Source organism: Geofilum rhodophaeum (genome assembly GCF_002210225.1).
Taxonomy (GTDB): Bacteria; Bacteroidota; Bacteroidia; order Bacteroidales; family Marinilabiliaceae; genus Geofilum; species Geofilum rhodophaeum.
This window is the reverse complement of record NZ_MWUJ01000001.1, coordinates 270,648-294,121: the sequence shown is the minus strand read 5'-3', so window position 1 is coordinate 294,121 and position 23,474 is coordinate 270,648. Positions and strand designations below refer to the sequence as shown.

20 protein-coding genes are annotated in these 23,474 nt (G+C 48.9%); 9 read left to right on the top strand and 11 right to left on the bottom strand.

The annotated features are described in order from the left end of the window. Positions 1–119 precede the first annotated feature (119 nt). A complete protein-coding gene (locus tag B4W65_RS00975; protein ID WP_088653237.1) occupies positions 120–2,312 on the top strand; it encodes a glutamine synthetase III family protein in 2,193 nt (730 codons plus the stop codon). Positions 2,313–2,417: 105 nt separating this feature from the next. Here the strand turns inward: B4W65_RS00975 and tpx are convergent, their stop codons facing one another. Then, a complete protein-coding gene (gene tpx / locus B4W65_RS00970) occupies positions 2,418–2,930 on the bottom strand; it encodes a thiol peroxidase (RefSeq protein ID WP_088653236.1) in 513 nt (170 codons plus the stop codon). A 373-nt stretch (positions 2,931–3,303) separates the two neighbouring features. Between tpx and B4W65_RS00965 the strand changes: the two genes are divergently transcribed. Continuing rightward, positions 3,304–3,915: a hypothetical protein gene (locus B4W65_RS00965; RefSeq protein WP_088653235.1), complete on the top strand. Its 612-nt coding sequence runs from the start codon at positions 3,304–3,306 to the stop codon at positions 3,913–3,915. A 114-nt stretch (positions 3,916–4,029) separates the two neighbouring features. Here B4W65_RS00965 and B4W65_RS00960 read toward each other — a convergent pair whose 3' ends face one another. From B4W65_RS00960 to B4W65_RS00930, 7 genes are all read right to left on the bottom strand, one after another. Continuing rightward, the gene (locus tag B4W65_RS00960; protein WP_088653234.1) at positions 4,030–5,013 is read right to left on the bottom strand and encodes a D-alanine--D-alanine ligase; all 984 of its coding nucleotides are present in this window, start codon (positions 5,011–5,013) and stop codon (positions 4,030–4,032) included. A 24-nt stretch (positions 5,014–5,037) separates the two neighbouring features. Next, complete coding sequence (locus B4W65_RS00955) at positions 5,038–6,084, bottom strand: RluA family pseudouridine synthase (RefSeq protein WP_088653233.1); 1,047 nt, start codon at positions 6,082–6,084, stop codon at positions 5,038–5,040. Positions 6,085–6,099: 15 nt separating this feature from the next. After that, positions 6,100–6,984 carry a PASTA domain-containing protein gene (locus B4W65_RS00950; protein ID WP_146697677.1) on the bottom strand — a complete coding sequence of 295 codons (885 nt, stop codon included), beginning with the start codon at positions 6,982–6,984 and terminating at the stop codon, positions 6,100–6,102. Positions 6,985–7,102: 118 nt separating this feature from the next. Continuing rightward, on the bottom strand, positions 7,103–7,261 hold the full coding sequence (gene rpmH / locus B4W65_RS00945; RefSeq protein WP_088653231.1) for a 50S ribosomal protein L34: 159 nt from the start codon (positions 7,259–7,261) through the stop codon (positions 7,103–7,105). Between the two features lie 122 nt (positions 7,262–7,383). Beyond that, on the bottom strand, positions 7,384–8,004 hold the full coding sequence (gene rsmG / locus B4W65_RS00940) for a 16S rRNA (guanine(527)-N(7))-methyltransferase RsmG (RefSeq protein ID WP_088653230.1): 621 nt from the start codon (positions 8,002–8,004) through the stop codon (positions 7,384–7,386). Between the two features lie 24 nt (positions 8,005–8,028). After that, positions 8,029–8,634: an RNA polymerase sigma factor gene (locus tag B4W65_RS00935; protein ID WP_088653229.1), complete on the bottom strand. Its 606-nt coding sequence runs from the start codon at positions 8,632–8,634 to the stop codon at positions 8,029–8,031. Then, positions 8,625–9,782, bottom strand: a complete 1,158-nt coding sequence (locus B4W65_RS00930; protein WP_240509434.1) for a glycosyltransferase — start codon at positions 9,780–9,782, stop codon at positions 8,625–8,627. Before B4W65_RS00930 ends, B4W65_RS00935 begins: the two co-directional genes overlap by 10 nt. 116 nt (positions 9,783–9,898) lie before the next feature. Between B4W65_RS00930 and tgt the strand changes: the two genes are divergently transcribed. From tgt to B4W65_RS00900, 6 genes are all read left to right on the top strand, one after another. Continuing rightward, a complete protein-coding gene (tgt, locus tag B4W65_RS00925; protein ID WP_088653227.1) occupies positions 9,899–11,029 on the top strand; it encodes a tRNA guanosine(34) transglycosylase Tgt in 1,131 nt (376 codons plus the stop codon). A 24-nt stretch (positions 11,030–11,053) separates the two neighbouring features. Further along, positions 11,054–12,133, top strand: a complete 1,080-nt coding sequence (locus B4W65_RS00920; protein ID WP_088653226.1) for an LptF/LptG family permease — start codon at positions 11,054–11,056, stop codon at positions 12,131–12,133. Positions 12,134–12,377: 244 nt separating this feature from the next. Beyond that, on the top strand, positions 12,378–13,922 hold the full coding sequence (locus B4W65_RS00915) for an acyl-CoA carboxylase subunit beta (RefSeq protein ID WP_088653225.1): 1,545 nt from the start codon (positions 12,378–12,380) through the stop codon (positions 13,920–13,922). Positions 13,923–13,933: 11 nt separating this feature from the next. After that, entirely contained in the window at positions 13,934–14,257 is a 324-nt protein-coding gene (locus tag B4W65_RS00910; RefSeq protein WP_088653224.1) for an acetyl-CoA carboxylase biotin carboxyl carrier protein subunit, read from the top strand. 198 nt (positions 14,258–14,455) lie between these two features. Continuing rightward, on the top strand, positions 14,456–15,895 hold the full coding sequence (gene asnS, locus B4W65_RS00905; protein WP_088653223.1) for an asparagine--tRNA ligase: 1,440 nt from the start codon (positions 14,456–14,458) through the stop codon (positions 15,893–15,895). A 117-nt stretch (positions 15,896–16,012) separates the two neighbouring features. Next, positions 16,013–19,336 carry a sensor histidine kinase gene (locus B4W65_RS00900; protein WP_088653222.1) on the top strand — a complete coding sequence of 1,108 codons (3,324 nt, stop codon included), beginning with the start codon at positions 16,013–16,015 and terminating at the stop codon, positions 19,334–19,336. 1 nt (position 19,337) lies between these two features. On the opposite strand, the gene ispE is transcribed toward B4W65_RS00900, so the two are convergent. Further along, entirely contained in the window at positions 19,338–20,150 is an 813-nt protein-coding gene (gene ispE / locus B4W65_RS00895) for a 4-(cytidine 5'-diphospho)-2-C-methyl-D-erythritol kinase (RefSeq protein ID WP_088653514.1), read from the bottom strand. An 89-nt stretch (positions 20,151–20,239) separates the two neighbouring features. Here ispE and dnaB point away from each other — a divergent pair, with 89 nt between their 5' ends. Continuing rightward, positions 20,240–21,790 (top strand): replicative DNA helicase, encoded by a 1,551-nt coding sequence (gene dnaB / locus B4W65_RS00890; RefSeq protein ID WP_088653221.1) that lies wholly within the window; start codon positions 20,240–20,242, stop codon positions 21,788–21,790. Here dnaB and B4W65_RS00885 read toward each other — a convergent pair. Then, entirely contained in the window at positions 21,787–22,479 is a 693-nt protein-coding gene (locus tag B4W65_RS00885; RefSeq protein WP_088653220.1) for a YjjG family noncanonical pyrimidine nucleotidase, read from the bottom strand. The two genes, dnaB and B4W65_RS00885, sit on opposite strands and share 4 nt — an antisense overlap. A gap of 87 nt (positions 22,480–22,566) precedes the next feature. Further along, positions 22,567–23,442 carry a Cbp1 family collagen-binding glycoprotein adhesin gene (locus B4W65_RS00880; RefSeq protein WP_088653219.1) on the bottom strand — a complete coding sequence of 292 codons (876 nt, stop codon included), beginning with the start codon at positions 23,440–23,442 and terminating at the stop codon, positions 22,567–22,569. Positions 23,443–23,474: the final 32 nt, after the last annotated feature.

The window sequence follows — 23,474 nt, the reverse complement described above, 5'->3', positions numbered from 1 at the left end:
TTAATTTTTGGGGTGTTGGTGTAAAAAATGTATGATTTTTTACTTTTTAACATCAAAAACGAAGGGGTGTTTTAAAAAATATGCATATTTGTATTGTCTAATTCTCAAAATAACAAGGTATGGCGACTTTAAGATTTTTTGCACTCAAGGAGCTTCTGAACCGGAAGCCAAAGTACATTGACGAGCTGGGTAAACTCACTTCCGACTATTTCGGAAAATACGTGTTTGATAAGGGGAAGATGAAAAAATATCTTTCTAAGGAAGCTTTTGAGCACGTGATGGAGGCCATTGAAAAAGGCTCACGCATCGACCGGAAAATGGCCGATCAGATTGCTTTGGGAATGAAGGCCTGGGCCATTGAAAATGGCGCCACGCACTACACCCACTGGTTTCATCCACTGACCGATGCCACGGCAGAAAAGCACGATGCCTTTATCGACATTGACAGCAATGGTGGTGTGGTGGAAGGTTTCTCTGGAAAATTACTGGTTCAGCAGGAGCCCGATGCTTCCAGTTTCCCTTCGGGTGGTATCCGCAATACCTTTGAGGCCCGGGGGTATACCGCCTGGGATGTGTCGTCGCCTGCCTTTATTGTGGGTACCACCCTCTGTCTGCCTACCATTTTTGTATCCTATACCGGTGAGGCGCTCGATTATAAAATGCCCTTGCTGAAGGCTTTGGCTGCCGTGGATAAGGCTGCTGTAGATGTTTGTCAGTATTTCGATAAAAACGTGACCAAGGTGAGCAGCAACCTGGGCTGGGAGCAGGAGTATTTTTTGGTGGACGAGGCTTTGTATATGGCGCGGCCCGACCTTATGCTGACCGACCGGACGCTGATGGGCCACTCGTCGTCGAAGGACCAGCAGCTCGAAGATCATTACTTCAGCTCCATCCCCGAAAGGGTGATTGCCTATATGGAAGATTTTGAGCGGGAGGCTTATTTGTTGGGAATTCCCTTGAAGACCCGCCACAACGAAGTAGCCCCCAACCAGTTTGAGGTAGCCCCAATATTTGAAGAGGCCAACCTGGCCAACGACCACAACCAGCTGGTGATGGATGTGATGAAAAAGGTGGCACGCAAGCACCATTTCCGGGTGCTCTTCCACGAGAAGCCTTACAAGGGGGTAAACGGATCGGGTAAGCACAACAACTGGTCGCTGAGTACCGATACCGGCGTCAACCTCTTGTCGCCCGGTAAGAACCCGCGTACCAATATGCAGTTTCTTACCTTTCTCTTGAATGTGATGAAGGCCGTGCATACCCATCAGGACTTGCTCTTGGCCAGTATTATGACGGCCAGTAACTCGCACCGTTTGGGGGCCAACGAGGCGCCTCCTTCCATCATTTCCATTTTCCTGGGACACGAACTCAACCGGGTACTCGATGAGTTGGAGGAGTCGGTACCCGACAAGAAAATGACGCCGGATCAAAAGACGTCCATAAAATTGAATATTGGTAAAATTCCTGAGATTTTGCTCGATAATACCGACCGCAACCGGACTTCACCCTTTGCCTTTACGGGCAACCGCTTTGAGTACCGGGCCGTAGGTTCTTCGGCCAACTGTGCTTCGGCTTTGATTGTGTTGAATACCGTTGTGGCGCAGCAGTTGAAGGACTTCAAGCAGGAGGTGGATGCCCTGATTGAGCGGGGTGCCAAAAAGGACGAGGCCATTTTGCAGACCCTTAAAAAATACATTAAGGAGACCAAGAATATTCGCTTCGACGGCAATGGATACAGTCAGGAATGGGTGGAAGAAGCGGCGCGTCGCGGACTCAGCAATGTGAGCTCGGTGCCCGAAGCGCTCAGTGCCTATCTGAGTAAGAAGGCCGTTAAGGTGTTTTCCGATAATGATGTGTTTAATCAAACAGAATTGGAAGCCCGTGTGGAGGTGGAGTTGGAAAAGTTTACCAAAAAGATTCAGATTGAAGCACGTGTGCTGGGCGATATTTCCATCAACCACATTGTGCCCACCGGTGTGGCCTATATGAATACCCTGATTAAAAACGTGCAGGGTTTGAAAGATGTTTTTGGTGAGGGAGAAGATTTTCAGGAGTTGGTGGGCGATCGACTGGAGTTGATTCGGAAGATATCGGACCACATTCACCAAATTAAGGTGAAGACTACGGAAATGGTGAATGAGCGCAAGGTTGCCAACAAGGAGGAGGATATGCACAAAATGGCAGAGCTTTACTGCAACAAAGTGCGTCCCTATCTGGAGGATGTGCGCTACCACATTGATAAGTTGGAATTGATTGTGGACAACGAAATGTGGCCTTTGCCCAAGTACCGGGAGTTGTTGTTTGCCCGCTAGAGCAGAAACCGGCAACTGTCGGTTCAACATAAAAAAGCACCCTTGTTGAAAAACAAGGGTGCTTTTTGTTTTGTTGGCCCCGAATTGGGGTGCTGCTTGTAGGCCTTACATCAAATCCTTTACAACAGCCATTGCTTTGTCGTAATCCGGCTCCTGAGCAATTTCGGGCACGTATTCTACATAGGCAATCTTGTTGTCCTTGCCGATGATCACGGTGCCACGAGCCAGCAGGCGCAGTTCTTCGATGAGGTAGCCGTATTTGCTGCCGAAATCAAGGTCTTTGTGGTCCGACAGCGTTACGATGTTGTTCAGGCCTTCCGCCGCGCAAAAACGGCCCTGGGCAAAGGGCAGGTCCACCGATACAGAAAGCACCACCACGTCTTTGAGCTGGTCGGCTTCCTTGTTGAAGCGGCGGTTTTGGGCGGCGCAGATGCCGGTATCGATAGAAGGGTATACGGCAATGACTTTTACTTTGCCGTCGTAGTCGGACAGCTTAACCGGCTCCAGGGATGCTGAGAGGGCGGTAAAATCGGGTGCGGTATCGCCAACTTTGGGTGCTTTACCCAAAAGGGTTACCGGATTGCCCTTGAAGGTCACATTTACATTGTTCTTTTCCATGTCTTAATTTATTTGGGTTGTTTTACGATTGATGTAAGCTAAACGCACAGGTAGGTCAGATTGTTTAAGCAGTTCGCTTTGAAGCGCATTTAAGCTTAGTCTCAGGGCTTTGTTTGTTATTAGGACTATTGCGTCCTGATTTAGTTAAAAAGTATGTCGTTCTCCGAAAAACCCTTTCAATTGTTAAGTTCCTGTAAAATATTTGGTGAAAAACTGTTGACAACCCCTAATAAAACAGGGGGCTTGGTTAAGTATGTGCAATAAAAATTAAAGTGGCCCCCTAAAGTTTGTGGACCTTTGTTTTTGCCTATACATTTGTACTGTGCATTCCGGAAAAGCACTTTGTATTTAATCAATTAAAAAAAAGAAGAAGATGAAAATGAAAACTGGTTTGAAAGGCGTAATGCTTGGAGCATTACTTTTCGCAGGCAGTATAGCGGCAAGTGCCGACAGTAAAATTGTGGTATTGCCTTATCACAATACCTCTTATACCCTGGTTGCCGCAGAGGTATTGGATTCAAATGTGCGGTCACTGGCTATTGTGGATGATATGGGAGAGACGGTATATGTGAGTCGCCCGGACGCCATGGCAGGTCGTTACAGTAAGGTGTTCGATTTTTCCCGCTTGACTGATGGGACCTACAGAGTGCGCTTGCGTAGTAAGGCCGGGGTCGTTAGTGAGCTTCCCTTTGCTGTTAAAAACGGGACTGTTGATGTAGCCAAAAGCGAGATGGTTCCCGCATCTGAAAATGAGCTTAAAGTCTGGAATAATGAGGATTATCTGTTTGTTAGTCACCTCAATCGCGCCTTATCCCCTGCTGTGATTACTTTGGAAGATTCCTATGGACGTGTGTTGTACAATCAAAATCTGCCTGCCAACCTGACTTACTCAGGAAAGTACAATGTGGAAGCATTGCCCCGCGGCGAGTATAAAGTAAACATTGTGTCTGGGTCCAAAGAATTCAGCTATGCATTTAGAAAGTAAATATGGTGAAGCGCACCTTCGGCCTTGGGCCGACTATAAAGAAAGTGTATCCCTCCAATAAAGGATACACTTTTTTTGTGTCTTACCCTAAAGAGTGGCCCTGGTGCCCAGTACTCAGCTGGCCGACATGGCTTCTTCCAGTATTTGGCTGAAAACATCCTTGATTTGAAGGCCTGCTGCGGCAATCTGTTGAGGAATGAAACTGGTGGGAGTCATCCCTGGCGTTGTATTTACTTCGAGCAGAAAGGGTTTGTTGTCGCTGATGATGTAGTCGATGCGGACGATGCCCTTGCAACCCAGTAATTCGTAAATGGAGGCGGTGCTTTGCTGTATTTCTGAAGTCAATTCCTGACTGATGCGGGCGGGAGTGATTTCCTCCACCTTTTCAGGGGTGTATTTGGCTTCAAAATCGAAAAATTCGTTGGCACTGATCACTTCCGTAAGAGGCAAAATGGTTATTTTACCTCCCGCCTTAAACAGTCCGCAAGTCACTTCTGTTCCCTCTATAAATTGTTCCACAACAACTTCCGAACTCTCTAAAAAGGCTTTTTGGATGGCCGCTTCCAGTTGCTCCATGGCCTTGACTTTGGTGATGCCAAAACTGGAGCCTCCTGCGTTGGGTTTAACAAAGCAGGGGAAACCGGTGGTGGTAGCAATGTCCTGCAGTTCATAGGCTGTTCCTTTGTGAAGCAAAACCGATTGGGCTACGCGAAAACCAAATCCTTTAAGGTAGTGGTTGCAGGCAAATTTGTTGAAGGTGAGGGCGGCCGGCAGTACATCACAGGTGGTGTGGGGGATGTTCAACATCTTTAAATAGCCCTGGAGCAGACCGTCTTCTCCGGGTGTGCCGTGAATGGTGATGTAGGCGCAGTCAAAATGCAGGGTTTTTCCGTCGACCTCTGCACTGAAGTCCGCCTTGTTGACCGGGTATTCCGAAGTCCCCACTCTAAGCACCCAGTGCTCCCTGCCCAAATAAAGCGGGTAAATGTTGTAGCGTTCGGCGTCCAGGAAGCTGCAAATGCCTTCGGCGCTTCTGCGGCTGACAACTTCTTCGGAGGAGTAGCCTCCGTATACAACTGCAATATTCTTTTTGCTCATGTGGGGACGTTTTGACGGGTTCTTCTATTCGAGATCGCGGCCTACAATATAGGCCCGCCATTTTTCAATGGCTTGTGCCATATCAAGGGGTAAATCGGTATTGAATTCCATGTAGGCACCGCTGTCGGGATGCGTAAAGCCCAGCGTTTTTGCGTGCAGGGCTTGTCGCGGCAACAATTGGAAGCAGTTTTCGACAAACTGCTTGTATTTGCTGAAGGTGGTACCTTTTAAGATTTGATGGCCGCCGTAGCGCTCATCGTTGAAAAGGGGGTGTCCCAGGTATTTAAAATGTGCTCTTATCTGATGGGTGCGCCCGGTCTCCAGGCGACATTCGACCAAACTGACATAGCCGAGTTGTTCGAGTGTTCGGTAGTGCGTGATGGCCGCTTTACCGTATTCGCCCTGGGGAAATACCGTCATTTGTTTGCGGTCTTTAAGACTGCGTCCTATGTGTCCCTCTATGGTCCCTTCTGCCGGGTCGGGGGTTCCCCATACCAGGGCCTGGTAAGTACGGGTGCTGGTCTTTTCGAAAAATTGCAGGGCCAGTTTCATTTTAGCCGTTTCGGTTTTGGCCACGACCAGTAGGCCTGAAGTATCCTTGTCGATTCGGTGCACCAGTCCCGGTCTGGGGTCATCGGCATTGAACCATTCCTGATCTTTAAAATGCCAGGCCAGGGCATTTACCAAGGTTCCGGTATAGTTGCCGTATCCGGGGTGTACCACTAAGCCTGGAGGCTTATTAATGACAATGAGCCAGTCGTCTTCATAAACAATGTTGAGGGGAATGTCTTCGGGGATAATTTCTATTTCGCGTGGCGGGTAACTCATCACCACCGAAATTACATCGTTGGGTTTGACTTTGTAGTTGGATTTGACCGGCTGGTCGTTCACCAGGATGCAACCCGCCAGAGCGGCTTCCTGTATTTTGTTGCGTGAGGCGTTTTCGATGCGGTTAACCAAAAACTTGTCGATGCGCAGCAGGCCCTGGCCGCTGTCGGCTACAAAGCGATGGTGTTCATATACTTCATCAGATTCGTCAATGCCGTCGGGAAGCATTTCTTTACTCTCCATAGCTGGTTTCCACGTTTAAAACAATTCTTCCTCGAAAGCACTTTCTGTCTCTTCAGCAGCTTCAGGATTTTCCTGTTCGAGCAGTGCCTGTTCTGCTTCTCTTTTCTTTAAGGTGTCGGGGTGAAACTCGGTATCGGTGGTGAGCCAGACATCAATGGAGGCCCCCAGGTTGAGCACGAAGCCTTCGGAAGCCGGGGGACTTTGTCGCCAGACAAAGGCCTTGAGAGAATCCATAGCCGTTGCAATGGTGTCGGCATAAATGGTGGCGCCGAGGTTGAGATAGACGTTTTGGGCGGCTTTTCGTGCCGCATCTAAGGTCATTCCCGTGAGTTGCGGAACGGCAGTTGTTTCATTGCTGAGCCCGCGGCCAACCAATAAATCGATGGAGGAGCCTTTCCTTACCAGGGTCCCCGGCTCCACGGGCTTTCCTTCAAAATGCTGACCCAAAACCATGTTGGTGAATTCGGAAGGAATGTAGATGAGGTTGCCCAGCTTCAGTCCATAGGATTCGAGCATAACCTGAGCGTTCCGTAGACTGTTGTCCCGTAAGTTGGGCACAATTATTTGTTCGTCGGTCCACGAGTTGATGGTGAAAAAAATCCGTCGGTTCTTTTTAACCTTTTCCCCGGCTTTGGGCGTTTGTTCCAACACAACCCCCCTTGGGGCAAAATCTGTGTGTACCGAATCGATGATGGTATACAGCAGGTCGTTGCTTCGGATCAGGTGCTGGAGTTGTTTTTCGGTGAGTCCGGTGAAATCAGGCACGGGCTTTCCCTGACCGTGTTGGGTGTAGATTTTTAGAAAGAGAAAAACAGCAATCAGAAAAAGGATGCTTGCGCCAACAACAATTCCCAGATGTTTCCAGACGCTATTTTTAAAAATGTTTTTCCACTGCGGCATGGTAGCTACGGTTTTTGGATCCAGGTCAAAAATACACAAAATATGCAAATGCCGGTTTTTAGCGGATACAAAAAAAGGCCCTCTAAGGGCCTTTCCTGATATCTTGAGCCAGCGAAGCTTAGGCTTTGTGCTTTTTCTCGCTTGATACGGTCAGTTTTTTTCTTCCCTTGGCACGGCGGGAAGCCAAAACTCTACGGCCATTGGCTGTGGCCATCCGGCTGCGGAAACCATGTTTGTTTCTTCTTTTCCGGTTTGAAGGTTGGAATGTGCGTTTCATATCTTTTTAATTTTCGACTTGTTTCAATACAAATAAGTTGCTCTCTTATTGAACCTGTGTAATTCGGACTGCAAAAATAGATGTTTTTAGTTTATTGCCAAAAGAAAGCACGGTCTTTTTGTTTAAAAAGTTACATGCAAGAGTTTTTTTGTGGCAAAGAAGGGCTCCTCGAACCAGGTGCTCAGGTCGCTGATGGTGGTTCTTTTTTTAAAGGGCGCTGTTTCTTTGCTGAGGTCGCCTCCCTTTAGGTAGAGTATGCCGTTGCCAATGGCATTTTTTTGTTTGGGCGAGAGCAAATGTCGGGTTTGACGAACAAAGTCGGGCAGGGTGGTTACGGCGCGACTCACGATGAAGTCGTACTGTCCCCGGTGCTGCTCAGAGCGCTGGTGGATGGCAGTTACATTGCTCAGCTTCAATTCTTTGGCGATGGTGTCTGCCACCAGTATTTTTTTTCCAATGCTGTCGAGTAGGGTAAACTCCGTTTCCGGGAAAAAAACAGCCAGCGGCATGCCTGGAAATCCACCTCCGGTGCCCACGTCGATGATGCGCGTGCCTGGTTGGAAACTGGTGAAACGTGCAATGGCCAGGGCGTGCAAGACGTGGTGTTCGTAAAAGGCATCCATATCCTTGCGCGAAATAACGTTGATGCGTTGGTTCCATTCGGTATAGAGCGCAAGCATACGGTCGTATTGTTCCCTTTGACCGTTCGTGAGGTTCGGAAAGTATTTGTAAACCGGATTCATCTGATTTTTTAGTTTTGAAATGGCTCAGCGCTTTACTTCAGAGTTTTTTAGCGTGTTGTAAAGCAATTCGCGGGCCCTGAAAAGTTGGGCCTTTACCGTTCCCAGCGGAAGATCCAGCTCCTCGGATATTTCTTCATAGGAGTATTCCTTAAAATAGCGCAACTCAATGAGGGTTCGGTAACGGGGCTTCAGTTTTTGTACCACGGTGCGCATCAATACGACTTTTTGGGAGCGGATGAGGTGTTCTTCCGGATCGGGTGTTTCGTCTTTAAGATGGATTTGTGGTTCGTTGTCCTTCTCGTCGGTAAAGCTGCCGTCGATACTTACATGGTTGGAGCGTTTTTTACGCAAGTAATCGATGCAATTGTTGGAAGCGATTTTAAACAGCCAGGTGCTGAAGGCATAACTGGGTGAGTATTGCGACAGGTTTTTAAAAGCCTTGCCAAAAGCTTCAATGGTCAGGTCTTCTGCGTCGGTTTTGTTGTTGATCATCTTCAACAGCATGAAGTAAATGGCATCCCTGTATCTCGCCATTAACTCTGCATAGGCCTTTTGGTCGCCGTTTTCAGCTTTTTGGACCAGTTTTAGATCGTACCTGGCCTTCTCCGAGAGATTGGGATTTATTTCCATTGGTTTCGCTTACTCTTGTTCCGATTTTCAAGGCTTGCCCACAGCAGCAGCCAGGGATGCAGCCAGTCAAAAATCAACACACTCCAATACAATTTCCCCTGGTTAAGGAGACCGGCCACCTTGTGCCACAGTGTTAAGAGCAATAAAAGGCGAAGGCCTAAAAGAACCAGAGCAATTGAAGCAAATGTATTAAAAAATATTAAAACAACAGAGCTTGCAAAAAGTATTTGTCTGCTCACGGGTTCGAGTCCCAGCTCCAGGCGCAGGCTTTTGCGATAGTGTGTTGCGGTACTCAGATGTCTGGCCTTCTGTTGCCGCCATTTTTTTAGGGTGCTTACAGCTTGAGATAGGGTGTGGGCTTTTGGAGAAATTTCAATGTGGGTATTGCTTTTGCTGGCATGCTGTTGCACAAACAAATCGTCGTCGCCCGACAGCAGATGGGCGTGTTGACTAACTCCCTTATGCTCGGTAAATAATTTTTTGGTGTAGGCTAAGTTTCGGCCAACACCCATGTAGGGTTTGCCGCTGAGGGCAAAGCCAAGGTATTGCAAGGCTACAAAAAAGGTGTCGTAACGCTGCAGCAGATTGGCAAAGCCTTTGTGCTTTTCATAGGCCCCAAAACCTAAAATGAGCGCGGTTTCGGTCTTGCTAAAGCCCTGGGCCATGGTCTTTAGCCATTGTTGGCTCAGGGGGCGGCAATCGGCATCGGTCAAAAGGAGGTAAGGGAAGCGTGCTGCTTTTATTCCTATGGTAAGGGCCAGTTTTTTTCCATGGGAAAACTTTTGGTCGATCGGGATGCTGGTGTAATACAGGTGGGGGTGTTTCGATTTTAATTCAGCCAACACCAGTTCGGTGTCGTCTTCGGAGGCATCGTTGACCACCACCACTTGAAAATCAGGGTAATCTTGTTCCATTATGCTGGGCAGAAAACGACGCAGATTATCGGCTTCGTTTTTGGCACAGATTACGACGCTTACCGGCTCCTTAAACGAAGAGACGTTCGTGCTGGCCTTGTAAAAGGCCAGCGGTCGTACCCTTTTCAGCAGAAACCAAAATTGAATGAACCAGCTTAGAAAAGCCAGGGACAGGAGAATGGTTTCCTGCGTGGAAGGAGGAGGAAGCTGCATGTTGATCGTAGTTTGCGCCAAAAATCGTCATTTTTGCTGATTCTGCAAAATACCAAAGTGCCCCGACTTGCTGAGCTTCCTGTTTTTTCGTTTCAAATTGTATCTTTGCACTCTTGCTTAATAATGGGGGAAGCGGAATGGATTTTAATTTGCAATACAGCGATAAGGCGACAAAGGCCCGGGCCGGGGAAATTACGACCGATCATGGCCGTATTCAGACGCCGATTTTTATGCCGGTGGGCACGGTTGGTTCTGTTAAGGGTATTCAGGTGAGCGATTTAGAAACCGCCGTAAGGGCCCAGATTATTTTGGGCAACACGTATCATCTTTATTTACGGCCCGGGTTGGAGGTGCTGCGCAAGGCAGGTGGCTTGCACCGCTTTAATGGGTGGGATAAGCCCATATTGACCGATAGTGGCGGCTTTCAGGTTTTTTCGCTGAGTCACCGACGCAAACTCCGAGAGGAGGGGGCCACCTTTCAGTCGCACATCGACGGGTCCAGGCATACCTTTACACCCGAGGGCGTGGTTGATATTCAACGAACCATCGGCGCCGATATTATAATGGCTTTTGATGAGTGTCCCCCCGGGGATTCGGATTACCGTTACGCCAAGTCGTCGATGGAATTGACCCATCGTTGGCTGGAGCGCGGTATTGCTCGTTTTGACGGTACGGATCCTTTGTATGATTATCGGCAGACTTTTTTCCCGATTGTACAAGGAGCCGGTTATGCCGATTTGCGGCGGCAGTCGGCCGAGTTTATTGCCGGTTTGGGGCGTGAGGGCAACGCCATTGGTGGTTTGGCTGTAGGGGAGCCTGAAGAGGTGATGTACGAAATGATTGAGGTGGTTAACGCCATTTTGCCTGCCGACAAGCCTCGTTATCTGATGGGCGTAGGTACCCCTTCCAATATTTTGGAGGCCATTGCGCTTGGGGTGGATATGTTCGATTGTGTGATGCCAACACGGAACGGTCGCAACGGGATGTTGTTTACGGCCCAAGGCATCATAAACATACGCAATGAGAAATGGAAGCAGGATTTCTCGCCCATGGATCCCGACGGACATTGTCCCCAGGATTTGTTGTACAGTAAGGCTTATTTGCGACATTTGTTTGTAGCTAAAGAAATGTTGGGCCCCCAGTTGGCCTCCATTCACAATTTGTCTTTTTACCTTTGGCTGGTGGGTGAGGCACGTAAGCAAATATTGGCGGGCACGTTTTTTGAGTGGAAGGAGCGTATGGTACGTCAACTGAATGTTCGTTTGTAAGGATTAGTGAAAACCGTTTTATTGATGAAAAAACTCGATTTGTACATTTTGAGAAAGTTTCTGGGGACTTTCTTTTTTGCGATTTTGCTGATCATTAGTATTTCGGTTGTTTTTGATATGGCTGAGAAAATCGATGATTTTCTGGAGAATAAAGCGCCCCTGCAAGCCATCGTGTTCGACTATTACGCCAATTTTATTCCTTATTTTGCCAATCTCTTTACTCCGCTTTTTGTCTTTATTGCGGTTATTTTCTTCACTTCAAAGATGGCATACCAGACCGAAATAATTGCCATTTTATCGAGTGGCGTGAGCTTTCGGCGTTTGTTGGTGCCCTACCTGCTCGGCGCTGCAATAATCGGTTCTTTTTCTTTTGTTTTGGGTGCTTACGTTATCCCCCCTGCCAACAGAGTGCGCCTCGATTTTGAAAACACTTACATAAAAAAAAGGCGGGAAACCGGACGCAACAATATTCACATGCAAATAGAGCCCGATGTGTTTGTTTACGTTCGTCGTTACTCTTCTTTGCGTGAGGTAGGAGACGATTTTAGTCTCGAAATATTTGACGGTAAACGTTTGCTCAAGAAAATTACTGCCGATACGGCTGTTTACGATACAACGACCCAGGGCTGGTCGCTGCGGCGTTATACTGTGCGTGAGTTTCTGGACGACGACCGTCAGCGTATAGAGGAAGGTCGGCGAATGGATACCTTGCTGAATATGAAGCCGGCAGATTTCAAGGAGGAGCGGAAGTTTTTCGAAACGATGAATAACCTTGAGCTGGACGACTACATTACGGAGCAGCAGCAAAGGGGTGTGGGTAATGTGGAGGAGTTTCTGATTGAGAAATACCGCAGGACAGCCTCCCCGTTTTCGGCTTTTATTCTAGCGGTGATGGGACTCTCCCTGGCATCTCGTAAGGTGAGAGGGGGAATGGGGCTGCACATTGGGGTGGGCATTGCCCTGAGCTTTGCCTATATCCTGTTTATGACCGTGTCTACTACTTTTGCCATTAATGGCAATATGAGTCCCCTCCTGGCTGTATGGATGCCTAATCTGGTGTTCTCGCTCATTGCCATCGCGCTTTATCGTCGTGCCCCCAAGTAGTCTGCATTAGTCTGCATTGGGGCTCCGTTCTCTGATTTGCGCTTTGATTCAGAGGGTTGTATCTTGTGGTTTTTTAACGGAATAAATGGCCTTGTTTCTCAGAGTCTTAGCTCTGGAGGGGTGAAATTTCGCGAGAAATGTGTAGGCCATTGCCGCTAAAATTAGTAATTATGTACCGCATTTGGTTTGTCGGTTGTAGGCATAAGCTTCTGACAAACAACAAATTAACCAAAACTAATTGAGTATGTCTTTAAAAAAGCACATCCTTGATCTTCGCAAAAGAAGAGAAAAGGTTCAGTTGGGAGGTGGTGAGAAAGCCATTGAGAAACAAATGGCTATGGGTAAGATGACTGCCCGCTCACGCATTTTGGCGCTTCTCGACAACGATTCCTTTACCGAGTACGACCTCTTTGTAGAGCATGAGGCCCGCGACTTCGGTATGGATAAGAAGGAATTGCACGGCGACGGGGTAATTATTGGAACCGGTACCATTTATGGTGCACCGGTGGCCATTTTTGCTCAGGATTTTACCGTTGCCGGTGGTTCTTTGGGGTTAATGCATGCCCGCAAAATCACCAAGATTATGGACCATGCCCTGAAAATGCGCATGCCCTTGATTGGAATCAACGATTCCGGGGGAGCCCGTATTCAGGAAGGTGTGAATTCCCTGGCCGGTTATGGTGAGATTTTCTACCGCAACACCATTGCCTCGGGTGTTATTCCCCAGATCTCCGTGATTTTGGGACCCTGCGCCGGTGGTGCAGTTTATTCCCCGGCGCTCACCGACTTTGTGTTTATGGTTGATCAAATCTCCAAGATGTTCATTACCGGACCCAGTGTTATCAAGACGGTTCTGGGTGAGGAGATTTCTATGGAAGAGCTGGGTGGTGCCCGTGTGCACGCCGAAATTACCGGAAATGCACATTTCTTTGCCAGCAGTGAGTTGGAGTGTTTCGAGCAAATTAAGAAACTCATCTCCTTCATACCCTGGAACAATACCCAAAAGGCCAAAGTCTTTCCTCCAAAGGAACCTAAGTTTAACGGGAAGATCGAGGACATCATTCCTTCCGATCCCAAGCAGCCTTACGATGTTCGCGATGTCATTAAAGCCATTGTGGACGATTCCGATTTCTTTGAGATCCAGGAGTTTTTTGCACCCAACATCGTCATTGGTTTTGGCCGTATGAACGGACAAACCACTGGTTTTGTAGCCAACCAGCCGCTGGTGCTGGCCGGTGTGCTCGATTGCGACAGCTCGGATAAGGCCGCCCGCTTTATTCGCTACTGTAACGCTTTTAATATTCCGATCATTACCTTGGAAGACATGCCCGGTTATTTGCCCGGGGTGGATCAGGAGCATGCGGGCGTGATTCGTCACGGCGCCAAAGTGCTTTACGCCTATTCGGAAGCCAGTGTGCCCAAGATTACCGTTATTCTGCGTAAGGCCTATGGGGGTGGTTACATTGCCATGAACAGTCGCCACCTGGGTGCCGACTTCATGTTTGCCTGGCCTACTGCCGAAATTGCCGTTATGGGTCCCGAAGGTGCTGCCAACATCATCTTCAAAAAGGAGATTGAGGAAGCAGAGGATCCCGATAAGATGCGCGAAGTAAAGGTGCAGGAATACATTGAGCGTTTTGCCAATCCTTATGTGGCAGCTGCCAAGGGTTACATCGACTCGGTAATTGAGCCGGAGGAAACCCGCAAATTGTTGCTGCACGCCATTGAGGTGTCGAGCAACAAGATTGATCAGCGGCCCTTTAAAAAACACGGAATTCCACCATTTTAAGGAGCAGTCTTATGGAAGAGAAAAAACTCGAGCTGGTCGATTTCGCCGTAACTGCGCGGAAATACAAGACCCTGCTTACCATAAAATATGCCAACCGGAAGCCCTATGAGGCACCCAATCCTTTCGAAATTCGTTCGCACATACCCGGAACCATTGTTAAGTTTATGGTGAAGGAAGGCGACCGGGTGAAGGAAGGCGAAGTGCTTTTGATTCTGGAGGCGATGAAGATGATGAATAAGGTGCTCATGCCCTACGACGGAAAGGTGACCAAAATCATGGTGGCCGAAGGACAGCGGGTGCCCAAGAATCATTTGATTGTAGAAATATCGGAATAGACCCTATGGTCTTGATTTTAATTAAAAGCGTCCCGCAAGGGGCGCTTTTTTCTTTGGTGTGCTTTCTGCTTCGCGGTAGGGGGATTCCTGTAAGTGAAAAGCACTCGTTTAATAATAAATCGCTATTTTTGTTGGCTGTTGGCGTGCTGCCTGCAAGCAGGAGCAAGTCCTAGTAAATAACCGCTTTAAAATCGTAATATGCGACGTACAAAAATTTCCGACATTCTGAAGACGGGTGAAGTGGGAGAAGAGTATCTGGTAAAAGGCTGGGTGCGGACCCGAAGAGGCTCCCGACAGGTTAATTTTATTGCCCTGAACGACGGCTCAGTGATTCACAACTTGCAAATAGTGGCCGATGTTGAAAAATTTGGAGAGGACTTATTACGTCGTGCAACAACCGGGGCCTCCCTGGCCATTACGGGTAAACTGAGTCCCTCCCAGGGCTCAGGCCAGAAGGTGGAAATGCTGGCCGAAAAGCTGGAAGTGTTGGGCGATTGTGATCCCAATGCCTATCCTCTGCAGCCCAAGAAGCATTCTCTTGAATTCCTGAGAGAGAAGGCTCACCTGCGTTTTCGAACCAGTACTTTCAGTGCCATCGCCCGCGTGCGCCATGCCATGATTTTTGCGGTGCACAACTTCTTTACATCCAAGGGTTTTGTAAATATTCACACCCCGATTATTACCGCCTCCGATGCGGAAGGGGCCGGTGAAATGTTTCAGGTGACTACGATGGACCTGAATCAACTGCCGAAAAAAGAGGATGGCGGCATTGATTTCAGTAAGGACTTTTTTGGAAAGGCCACCAACCTTACCGTTTCGGGTCAGCTCGAGGGCGAGCTGGCAGCGATGGGGCTGGCCGATATTTATACTTTCGGTCCTACCTTTCGTGCCGAGAACTCCAACACCACCCGCCATTTGGCCGAGTTTTGGATGATTGAACCCGAAATGGCCTTTTACGATTTGAACGACAACATGGATTTGGCCGAGGAGTTTCTGAAGTACCTTATTCGTTATGCTCTGGACCATTGTCAGGACGACCTGGATTTTTTGAGTAAGCGTTTGCTCGAGGAGGAGAAGAACAAGAAAGCGGAGGAGCGCAGTATGGAGTTGCTCGAAAAATTGCGCTTTGTGGTGGAAAATGAATTTGTTCGGCTTACCTATACCGAGGCCATTCAGATCTTGAAAGATTCTAAGCCCAATAAAAAGAAGCAGTTCAAATATCCCATTGAAGGCTATGGTGCTGATTTGCAGAGTGAGCATGAGCGCTTTTTGGTAGAGAAGCATTTTAAAAAGCCGGTGGTGCTGACCGACTACCCCAAGGAGATTAAGGCTTTTTACATGAAGCTGAATGAGGACCATAAAACCGTTCGGGCCATGGATGTGCTGTTTCCTCAAATTGGAGAGATAATTGGCGGTTCTCAGCGCGAAGAAAACTACGACAAGCTGCTGGCGCGGATGGAAGAAATGGATATTCCTGCGGAAGAAATGTGGTGGTACCTCGATACCCGCCGCTTTGGTGCCGTGCCCCACAGCGGCTTTGGACTGGGCTTTGAGCGCCTGATGCTCTTTGTTACCGGAATGGGTAATATACGGGATGTCATTCCTTTTCCACGAACACCCAAGAGTGCTGAGTTTTAGAACTTACAAAGGCTGCCCCTCAGGCAGCCTTTTTTCGGATGTTAAAAAGGCAACTTTTTTGTACGGCAAGGGTATAAACAGCTGATGTTGATCTGAAAATTAGAAAAGGGAAAGCTTGTGAGTCGGATATTCCTCAGCATTTGGTTGGTATGGTTGGTTGGCACGCTGCCTTTAAAGGCGCAGGCTCCCGAGTTGCATTTTTCCCGTTTGCCCATGGGTAAAAGTCTGACCAGTCAGTATGTTACCGGCATGGTTCAGGACCATTATGGCTATCTTTGGATCGGCACCCGGGATGGGATCAATCGCTACGACGGACATGAAATCCGGTCTTACCGTTCTTTTAACCGCAACCGGCTCGACGGACTGGTGGGCAGTATGGTTGAGCACATGGTGGTGGACGGTCGTAATCAGCTCTGGGTGGCTACTTCGCACGGACTTTCCCTATACAACTGGCAGTACGATTATTTTGAGGTGGTGGTCAGCGATCAGGACCTTAAAGGTTTGCCCGGGGTCTATCTGGAGTTTTTGTCCCTCACTCCCGAAGGGCACTTGCTGGTTGGATTTTCTGATCAAATTTTTCGCTACAATCAAGACAAGCAGCAATTTGAATGGGTGCTCAGCTCCCCCTTGGGCGCACTTTCCTCCTTTCTGATCGATGAGCAAGGCGCCTGGTGGCTCGGTCATCACGCAGGGCAGGGCATCCTCTGCTACCCCGATCCTGCCGACAGCAGCAGCTTTGTTTATTATAAGCAGCAGCTCGTGGGCGAAAAGGCCGATTACAAAGTGCTGGATCTGGCAGCGGCCAATGGTTATATCTGGGCTGCGCTGGAGAATGGCGGTGTTGCCCGCATTTCGAAGGATGAACAAGAGGTTAGGCGCTACTTTGAGCAAGGGGGGGAGCGCTATTTTTTTGGTTTGGAGACCGATGTGCAGGGACGGCTATGGACCAGTGACTACAGTGGGTTGAAACTTTACCTGCCCGAATCCGATTCATTTGCCGGCTATTACCACATGCCCTTGGAGGCGGGCTCCCTGGCTACGGGACTCAATGGTTCCTTTGTCGACCGGCAGGGCAATCTGTACAGCTACCATAACGGCGAGGGCGTGTATGTGTCGTACTGGCAAAGGGGTTTCAGGACCTACAATGCCTTAGAGCGGAATTATTGGCATACCACAGGTGCAAACATATCAGCCATTCATGAAGATCAGGAAGGCAATTTGTGGTTGGGCAATTTTAAAGGTGGATTGGATGTTTTCCTGTGGAAGGAGGGGCGCACTCTTCGCATTGCTTCAGAGGATGGCCCTGTTGGATCGGCCCTGGGACCCGGAAGTGTGCTTGCCTTGTATAGCGACCGAAAGGGGCGGATGTGGATGGGCACCCACGCCGGAGGTTTGCATCGTTATAATGAATCCGGGGAGGACTTTGAAGTTTGGCGCAAGGGCCTGACCGTAGCCGCTCCCAGTTTTAATGATGTGCGCAGTATAACGGAAGACGAGAACGGGATGCTTTGGCTGGGTTTGCACGGAGGTGGGGTGGATCGTTTTGATCCGGAAACGGAAACCTTTGAGAACTATAATGAACGCAACAATGGCCTGAGTTCCGACTGGGTGTACAAGGTTTTGGTAGATCGGTGGGGCAATTTGTGGGTGGCTACCGTGCATGGCTTAAACGTTCTGCGGCCGGGGTCGGACCGCTTTGAGGTGTTTTTGGCCAATCCAGATGCCGAGGGGGGACTGCAAGGCAATCAGGTGCTTAGTCTTTTGGAGGATAAGGCGGGACGCTTGTGGGTAGGAACCAACAACGGGCTTTTTACCTGGGAAGGAGAGGGCCGTTTTAAAAGGTATGCCGAGGCCATGGTCAGCCAGTTTGTAACCGCCATAGAGCAAGATGCAGCGGGTAAGATCTGGGTGGCTACCCTGCACGGGCTGTACGCGCTTCATCCGGAAAAAAACATACTGCACAGTTTTGACGAATTCGATGGCTTGCAAGGTCCCGGTTTTAACATCAATGCCTCTTTTTCTAATGGGGCCGATTATCTTCTTTTTGCTGGTCCACAAGGGACCAACCATTTTAATCCGAACCAGTTGAGCTACAATCTGGAGCCGCCCGTTCTGCGCTTTTCTCGCTTTAGTCTTTTTAATGAGCCCATTACCAGTTATGGAGAAGACCAGATTTTGCCGGCTGAGCTGAATAGCCTGGACGAAATTGTGTTGAATTATGATCAAAAGTTTTTTTCCATTGAGTTTGTGGGACTTAACTTTTTTAATCCCACGAAGAATACCTACGCCTGCATGTTGGAGGGCTTTGATGAGACCTGGATCGATTTGGGCAACAAGCGCTCCGCATCTTATACCAATCTTTATCCGGGGACCTATGTATTTCGGGTAAAGGCAGCCAACAACGATGGGGTATGGACCCAAGAAGGCATTGCTGTAAAGATTAAAGTGCTGCCGCCCTGGTGGATGACCTGGTGGGCTTTGATTTTGTTTGTTTCGCTGGTGCTGCTTTTGATTTGGGGGGTGTTTGTTTTCAGGACAAGACAGTTGCGAAAGCAAAAAGTCAAACTGGAGACAAGGGTGGCCGATCAGACCATACGCTTGCGTTTACAAAACCGGTCCTTGCAACATCGTGCCGAAGAATTGGAGCAGGCCAATCGTTTGCTGGAAGAGCATCGGGAGTTGATCGGAGAGCAGGCCAGTAAACTGGAGGAGCAGGCGGAGGAGTTGCAGGCCAGCAACGAGCAGTTGGTGAGGCATTTGCAAACTAAGGATCGGCTTTATTCTCTGGTGGCGCACGATTTGCGGGCGCCTTTTAATACCATTATGGGTTTTGCCTCTTTACTGACCGATGCCGGGGACGATGCGGACAAGGAAAAGGTAAAAATGTACGCCCGTTTTATTAACGATGCCGCCCTTCAGGTCTTCAATTTGCTGGAAAACCTGTTGTTTTGGGCCCGCTCCCAAAGCGACGAAATTCAATTCAGTCCCTCTGCTCTGAATCTTTCGGACTTGATTCGGGAAACGCTGGATTTGCTGTCGGACAGCGCCCTGAAGAAGACTGTGGTCATGTACGAGCAGGTGGATACGGACGTTCAGGTATATGCCGATGAGAATATGCTTCGAACCATTGTTCGTAATTTATTGATGAATGCCCTCAAATTTACCGACGCCGGAGGCGAAGTGCGTGTAGCAGCGAAAAAATCTGGTGAGCAGATTTGCATTTGTGTAATCGACAGTGGAGTGGGCATGGATGCGGCTACCCTTGAAAAGATTTCTTCGGCGCAGGGCCATACGGAATCCGGAACCAGAGGCGAGAAAGGTTCCGGCTTGGGTCTGTTGCTTTGTCGTGATTTTATCGAGCGCAACGGGGGACAGCTTGAAGTCTCCAGTACACCCGGAAAAGGCAGTCGCTTCTGCTTTACCCTTCCATTGGCCGATTAGCTTATAATAGTTCGTTGTGAACAAACCAGTCGCCGGGCCATGTAAGAGCTGGTGGCTGTCTGAACAGGCCATAAACTGCTGAGCCGCTGCCCGACATGGCCGCATAAACGGCGCCTTCGTGGTACATCTTTTCTTTAATGGCTGAAATCTCGGGATGGGCCTTAAATACGGAAGGTTCAAAATCATTATTAACCCGGTTGGGCCAATGTTCAGGCCCTTTGGCCAACAGTTCTTTCAATGGGGTTTTCGGTTTTTGGGGCACGATGCGGCTGTAGGCCAGGGCCGTTGGCACGTGAATGCCCGGAACGACCAGCTGCAAATGCCAGCCGGCCAGATCAAGGTCGAGTGGCTCAAATTCGTCGCCTATGCCCCGGGCCAATACCGGACGATTGGCCACAAAAACTGGGCAATCTGCGCCCAGTCGGACCGCCAGGCCCTCGAGTTGGGCCCGACTGAGTTGAAGGCCAAATTGTCGGTTAAGTGCCTTGAGCATAAAAGCTGCGTCGGCCGAACCTCCTCCCAGTCCCGCTCCAAAAGGAATTTTTTTGTGCAAATGTATGTTCAGGGGAGGCAGGGGGGTATGCGCACGCAGTACCTGAACGGCTTTGCCCACCAGATTGTCTGAAAAGGGCCCGTCCACCACAAGGCCGCTGCTGCTGAAATGATCCTCCTTTCCACTGTGCGGTAAAACCTCCAATACATCGCAGAGTCCCGGAAGAGGAAGAAAGGCGGTCTCCAGGTTATGGTAGCCATCGCTGCGTTTTTCGGTGACAAACAGGCCCAGATTAATTTTTGCGTTGGGAAAGACAATCATTTTACTTTGCTTTGTTGCAAAGAAAAACATTTTTCGGAAGCCGAAGGTATTTTTGTTAACTTTGTTACCCCTTAAAAAATAAGCGTACTATGGCAGAACAACGCAGTGGCAATACCAGAAGGAAAGAGGAGCAGGTGACTCTTGAGACGGCAGGGAAGATGCCGCCTCAGGCACTGGAGCTCGAGGAGGCGGTTTTGGGTGCCATGTTGTTGGAAAAGGATGCCTTTATTAATGTTTCCGAGATCCTGAAAAGGGAGTGTTTTTACAAGGAGGCCCACCAACAGATTTTTGAAGCCATCACCAATCTTTTTGGCCGGGAACAGCCGGTAGACCTGCTTACCGTTACCGAGGAATTGCGGCGGATGGGCAAGCTCGATGAAGTGGGCGGTGCTTTTTACATAACCCAGCTGACCGGCAGGGTTGCTTCTGCTGCCCACATTGAATACCATTCCCGGATCATTTATCAAAAGTTTTTGCAACGGGAAATGATTCGCATTTCCGGTGTGATGCAGACTAAGGCCTTTGACGACACCCAGGATGTGAACGATCTTCTGGAAGAAGCGGAAGGTGCTCTTTTTCAGCTTTCGCAGGGCAGTATGAAGCGGGAGGCGGTACAGATTAACCCGGTGATTTCAGAGGCTATAGAGCAAATAAGGGCTGCCAGTAAGCGTACCGACGGCCTCAGCGGAGTGCCCAGTGGATTTACCGAACTGGACCGGATTACTTCAGGCTGGCAGGCTTCAGATATGATTGTTATTGCAGCCCGACCTGCTATGGGAAAAACAGCCTTTGTGCTGTCCATGGCTCGCAATATGGCTGTGAAGTACAAGCAAGGCGTTGCAGTTTTCTCCCTGGAGATGTCCAATGTACAGCTGGTGAATCGTTTGATTGTGTCGGAAACCGAGTTGGAAGCCGATAAGATCAAAACCGGTAAACTGGCCCCTTTTGAATGGGAACAGCTCGACCATAAGGTGAAAACCCTGATTGATGCCCCCCTTTTTGTCGACGATACCGCCGGCTTGTCGGTCTTCGATCTTAGGGCGAAGTGTCGGCGTTTAAAAAAGCTGCACGACATTAAGATCATTGTCATTGACTATTTGCAGTTGATGAATGCCACCGCGATGCGTCCCGGCAATCGTCAGGAAGAGGTGAGTATGATTTCTCGTTCGCTTAAGGGTTTGGCCAAGGAATTAAATGTACCCATTATTGCTCTCTCGCAGTTGAGTCGTGCCGTTGAAAGTCGCACCGGTGAAGGCAAACGTCCTCAGCTCTCCGACCTTCGGGAATCGGGGGCCATAGAGCAGGATGCCGATATGGTGCTGTTTATTCACCGTCCCGAATACTATAAAATTTTGGAAGATGAGCAGGGCAACAGTCTGGTTGGTCTGGCTGAAATCATCATCGCCAAGCACCGTAATGGTGCGGTGGGTGATGTGCGCCTGCGCTTCCGTCCCGAAGCCATCCGTTTTGAGGATATTGAGGCAGGTGGCTTTGAGGGGGGCTTTGGGACAGCTGCGGCGGAGGGACCCGTTACCCTGGGATCCCGGATGAACGAGGGACCAGGTGCCGGTGTGCCCGCTTCAGGAGCTGAGTTCGGAAAAAGTATGGGGGCCGGTTTTGAGCGGGATGCCGATTTTTAAAGCCAGTCGATCAGTTCACGTAAAGAGCTGATTTCTTTCTGTACCGTTTCGTTGTGCGCTATTTGTGCAGGGTTGAAGAACACATGGTCCAGGCCAAAATTTTTGGCGCCCTGAATGTCGGCATCCAGACTGTCGCCTATTACCAGACTTTCCTTTTTACGCGCATTGCAGCTTTTAATGGCGTATTCGAAGAAGGCCCTCCTGGGTTTTTGTGCACCCACCCGTTCTGAAACAAAAAGGCGCTCAAAGTAGGGACTTAATCCGCTTTCATCCAGCTTTAGCTGCTGGGTCTCCACAAAACCATTGGTAATGATGTGCATGTGGTACCGGGGTTTCAGGTAGTCCAGAACCTCTAAGGTATGGGGCATGAGGGTGGTTTGCAGGGCATTTTCCCTGATGAAATCACCGGCAAAATTTGTCGCCATCGTTTCATTATCCAGTCCCCCAGTCAAAAAAGTCTGGTGAAAGCGCCCCGTGTTCAGTTGTTTTTTGGTGATGTGGTTGTTGCGGTATTGGAGCCAAAGGCTGTTGTTGATGGGTTGGTAAGTGGCAAAGAAAGCCTTAAAGTCGCTGAAGTACTTGTCAAGTTGGTAGCGTTGAAACAGGCTTTTGAGGGTCAGTTGTTCATTGGTGGCAAAATCCCAAAGGGTGTGGTCGAGGTCAAAAAAAAGATGTTGGTACTTTGGCATGGCCGGTCCTCTTGCAAATATAACGACCAAAAAGCTCCCGGTGTGACCGGGGATCTTTCTGGTCGTTATTGGTGTTTGATTTTTTGTTTAGTTTACCTTTACTACCAGGTACTTGGAGATGCTCCAGAAATGTTCGGGATCAGTAATTACCAGTATAAGCATGCCGTCTTCACCCTCCGTCAGTTCGAAGGAGTCGGCAGGATGCGCAGTCAGCACTTCTGCTTTATCGGTGAAGAGCTGAAAATCTTCTTTTTGGCGAATGTCTAACTGCTCAAAGTACTGGTGATCAAAATTCTCTTTCAATACCTGGTCGCTGCCAAAAAACAAAAAGCCATCTCTGGTTATGATGCTTTTGTCGAGCAGCTCCTTTCTGGTGCCCATGGCAAACCAGGCGGTGTTATAGGCATCGGTGGTGTTGTCGAGCTGAGAACGGGTGGCTTCCTGTATCTTGCGCAGAGAGTCGATTTCGAAACTGAGGTCGAAAAGTTCGCCCGACAAATGAGAAATATGCACATCCCTTTGTTCGAGCTGGTTCTGCAACTTCATGATCTCCTCCGATTTTTCCTGCAGTTGCTGGTTGAGTCCCGCAATCAGGCGATTGAGTCTGGAGTTGTCTACCCCGGCCGTTTTCATTTGTTTTTCGAGTTCCTGAATGCGGTTCTTGTTTTGCACCATCAGGTCGTAAATCAATTGGATGTCCTGATTGATTTCTTCTCCGCTGCGACCACGCTCATCACTGCCTGGACTGTCTACCGAGAGTATTTGCTCTTTTTCCTTGATGAGTCTCAGGTTTTCTTCAATATCGCCCATGGTTTCGATGAACTGATTCAGCTGAATTTCCTTTTGGGCACTGACCATTAAGAGGGAATCGTTGGCTTGCCGGAGCTCTGTTCTGGAGGGTCCGGGATTGCATTGCCACAACAAGAGCGGCAGTAGAAACAATACTAAAAACAGTTTCTTCATTTTGGAAAGATTAAATGGTTAAGAACTTGCAA

What these genes read in the sequence shown, in the direction of transcription:
- B4W65_RS00955 (WP_088653233.1), bottom strand. Translation starts at nt 6,084, where the DNA reads ATGGAGAGTAAAGAAATGCTTCCCGACGGCATTGACGAATCTGATGAA.
- B4W65_RS00935 (WP_088653229.1), bottom strand. Translation starts at nt 8,634, where the DNA reads ATGGAAATAAATCCCAATCTCTCGGAGAAGGCCAGGTACGATCTAAAA.
- B4W65_RS00880 (WP_088653219.1), bottom strand. Translation starts at nt 23,442, where the DNA reads ATGAAGAAACTGTTTTTAGTATTGTTTCTACTGCCGCTCTTGTTGTGG.
- rpmH (WP_088653231.1), bottom strand. Translation starts at nt 7,261, where the DNA reads ATGAAACGCACATTCCAACCTTCAAACCGGAAAAGAAGAAACAAACAT.
- tpx (WP_088653236.1), bottom strand. Translation starts at nt 2,930, where the DNA reads ATGGAAAAGAACAATGTAAATGTGACCTTCAAGGGCAATCCGGTAACC.
- asnS (WP_088653223.1), top strand. Translation starts at nt 14,456, where the DNA reads ATGCGACGTACAAAAATTTCCGACATTCTGAAGACGGGTGAAGTGGGA.
- B4W65_RS00960 (WP_088653234.1), bottom strand. Translation starts at nt 5,013, where the DNA reads ATGAGCAAAAAGAATATTGCAGTTGTATACGGAGGCTACTCCTCCGAA.
- B4W65_RS00965 (WP_088653235.1), top strand. Translation starts at nt 3,304, where the DNA reads ATGAAAATGAAAACTGGTTTGAAAGGCGTAATGCTTGGAGCATTACTT.
- B4W65_RS00885 (WP_088653220.1), bottom strand. Translation starts at nt 22,479, where the DNA reads ATGCCAAAGTACCAACATCTTTTTTTTGACCTCGACCACACCCTTTGG.
- B4W65_RS00950 (WP_146697677.1), bottom strand. Translation starts at nt 6,984, where the DNA reads ATGCCGCAGTGGAAAAACATTTTTAAAAATAGCGTCTGGAAACATCTG.
- rsmG (WP_088653230.1), bottom strand. Translation starts at nt 8,004, where the DNA reads ATGAATCCGGTTTACAAATACTTTCCGAACCTCACGAACGGTCAAAGG.
- B4W65_RS00915 (WP_088653225.1), top strand. Translation starts at nt 12,378, where the DNA reads ATGTCTTTAAAAAAGCACATCCTTGATCTTCGCAAAAGAAGAGAAAAG.
- B4W65_RS00975 (WP_088653237.1), top strand. Translation starts at nt 120, where the DNA reads ATGGCGACTTTAAGATTTTTTGCACTCAAGGAGCTTCTGAACCGGAAG.
- dnaB (WP_088653221.1), top strand. Translation starts at nt 20,240, where the DNA reads ATGGCAGAACAACGCAGTGGCAATACCAGAAGGAAAGAGGAGCAGGTG.
- tgt (WP_088653227.1), top strand. Translation starts at nt 9,899, where the DNA reads ATGGATTTTAATTTGCAATACAGCGATAAGGCGACAAAGGCCCGGGCC.
- B4W65_RS00910 (WP_088653224.1), top strand. Translation starts at nt 13,934, where the DNA reads ATGGAAGAGAAAAAACTCGAGCTGGTCGATTTCGCCGTAACTGCGCGG.
- ispE (WP_088653514.1), bottom strand. Translation starts at nt 20,150, where the DNA reads ATGATTGTCTTTCCCAACGCAAAAATTAATCTGGGCCTGTTTGTCACC.
- B4W65_RS00920 (WP_088653226.1), top strand. Translation starts at nt 11,054, where the DNA reads ATGAAAAAACTCGATTTGTACATTTTGAGAAAGTTTCTGGGGACTTTC.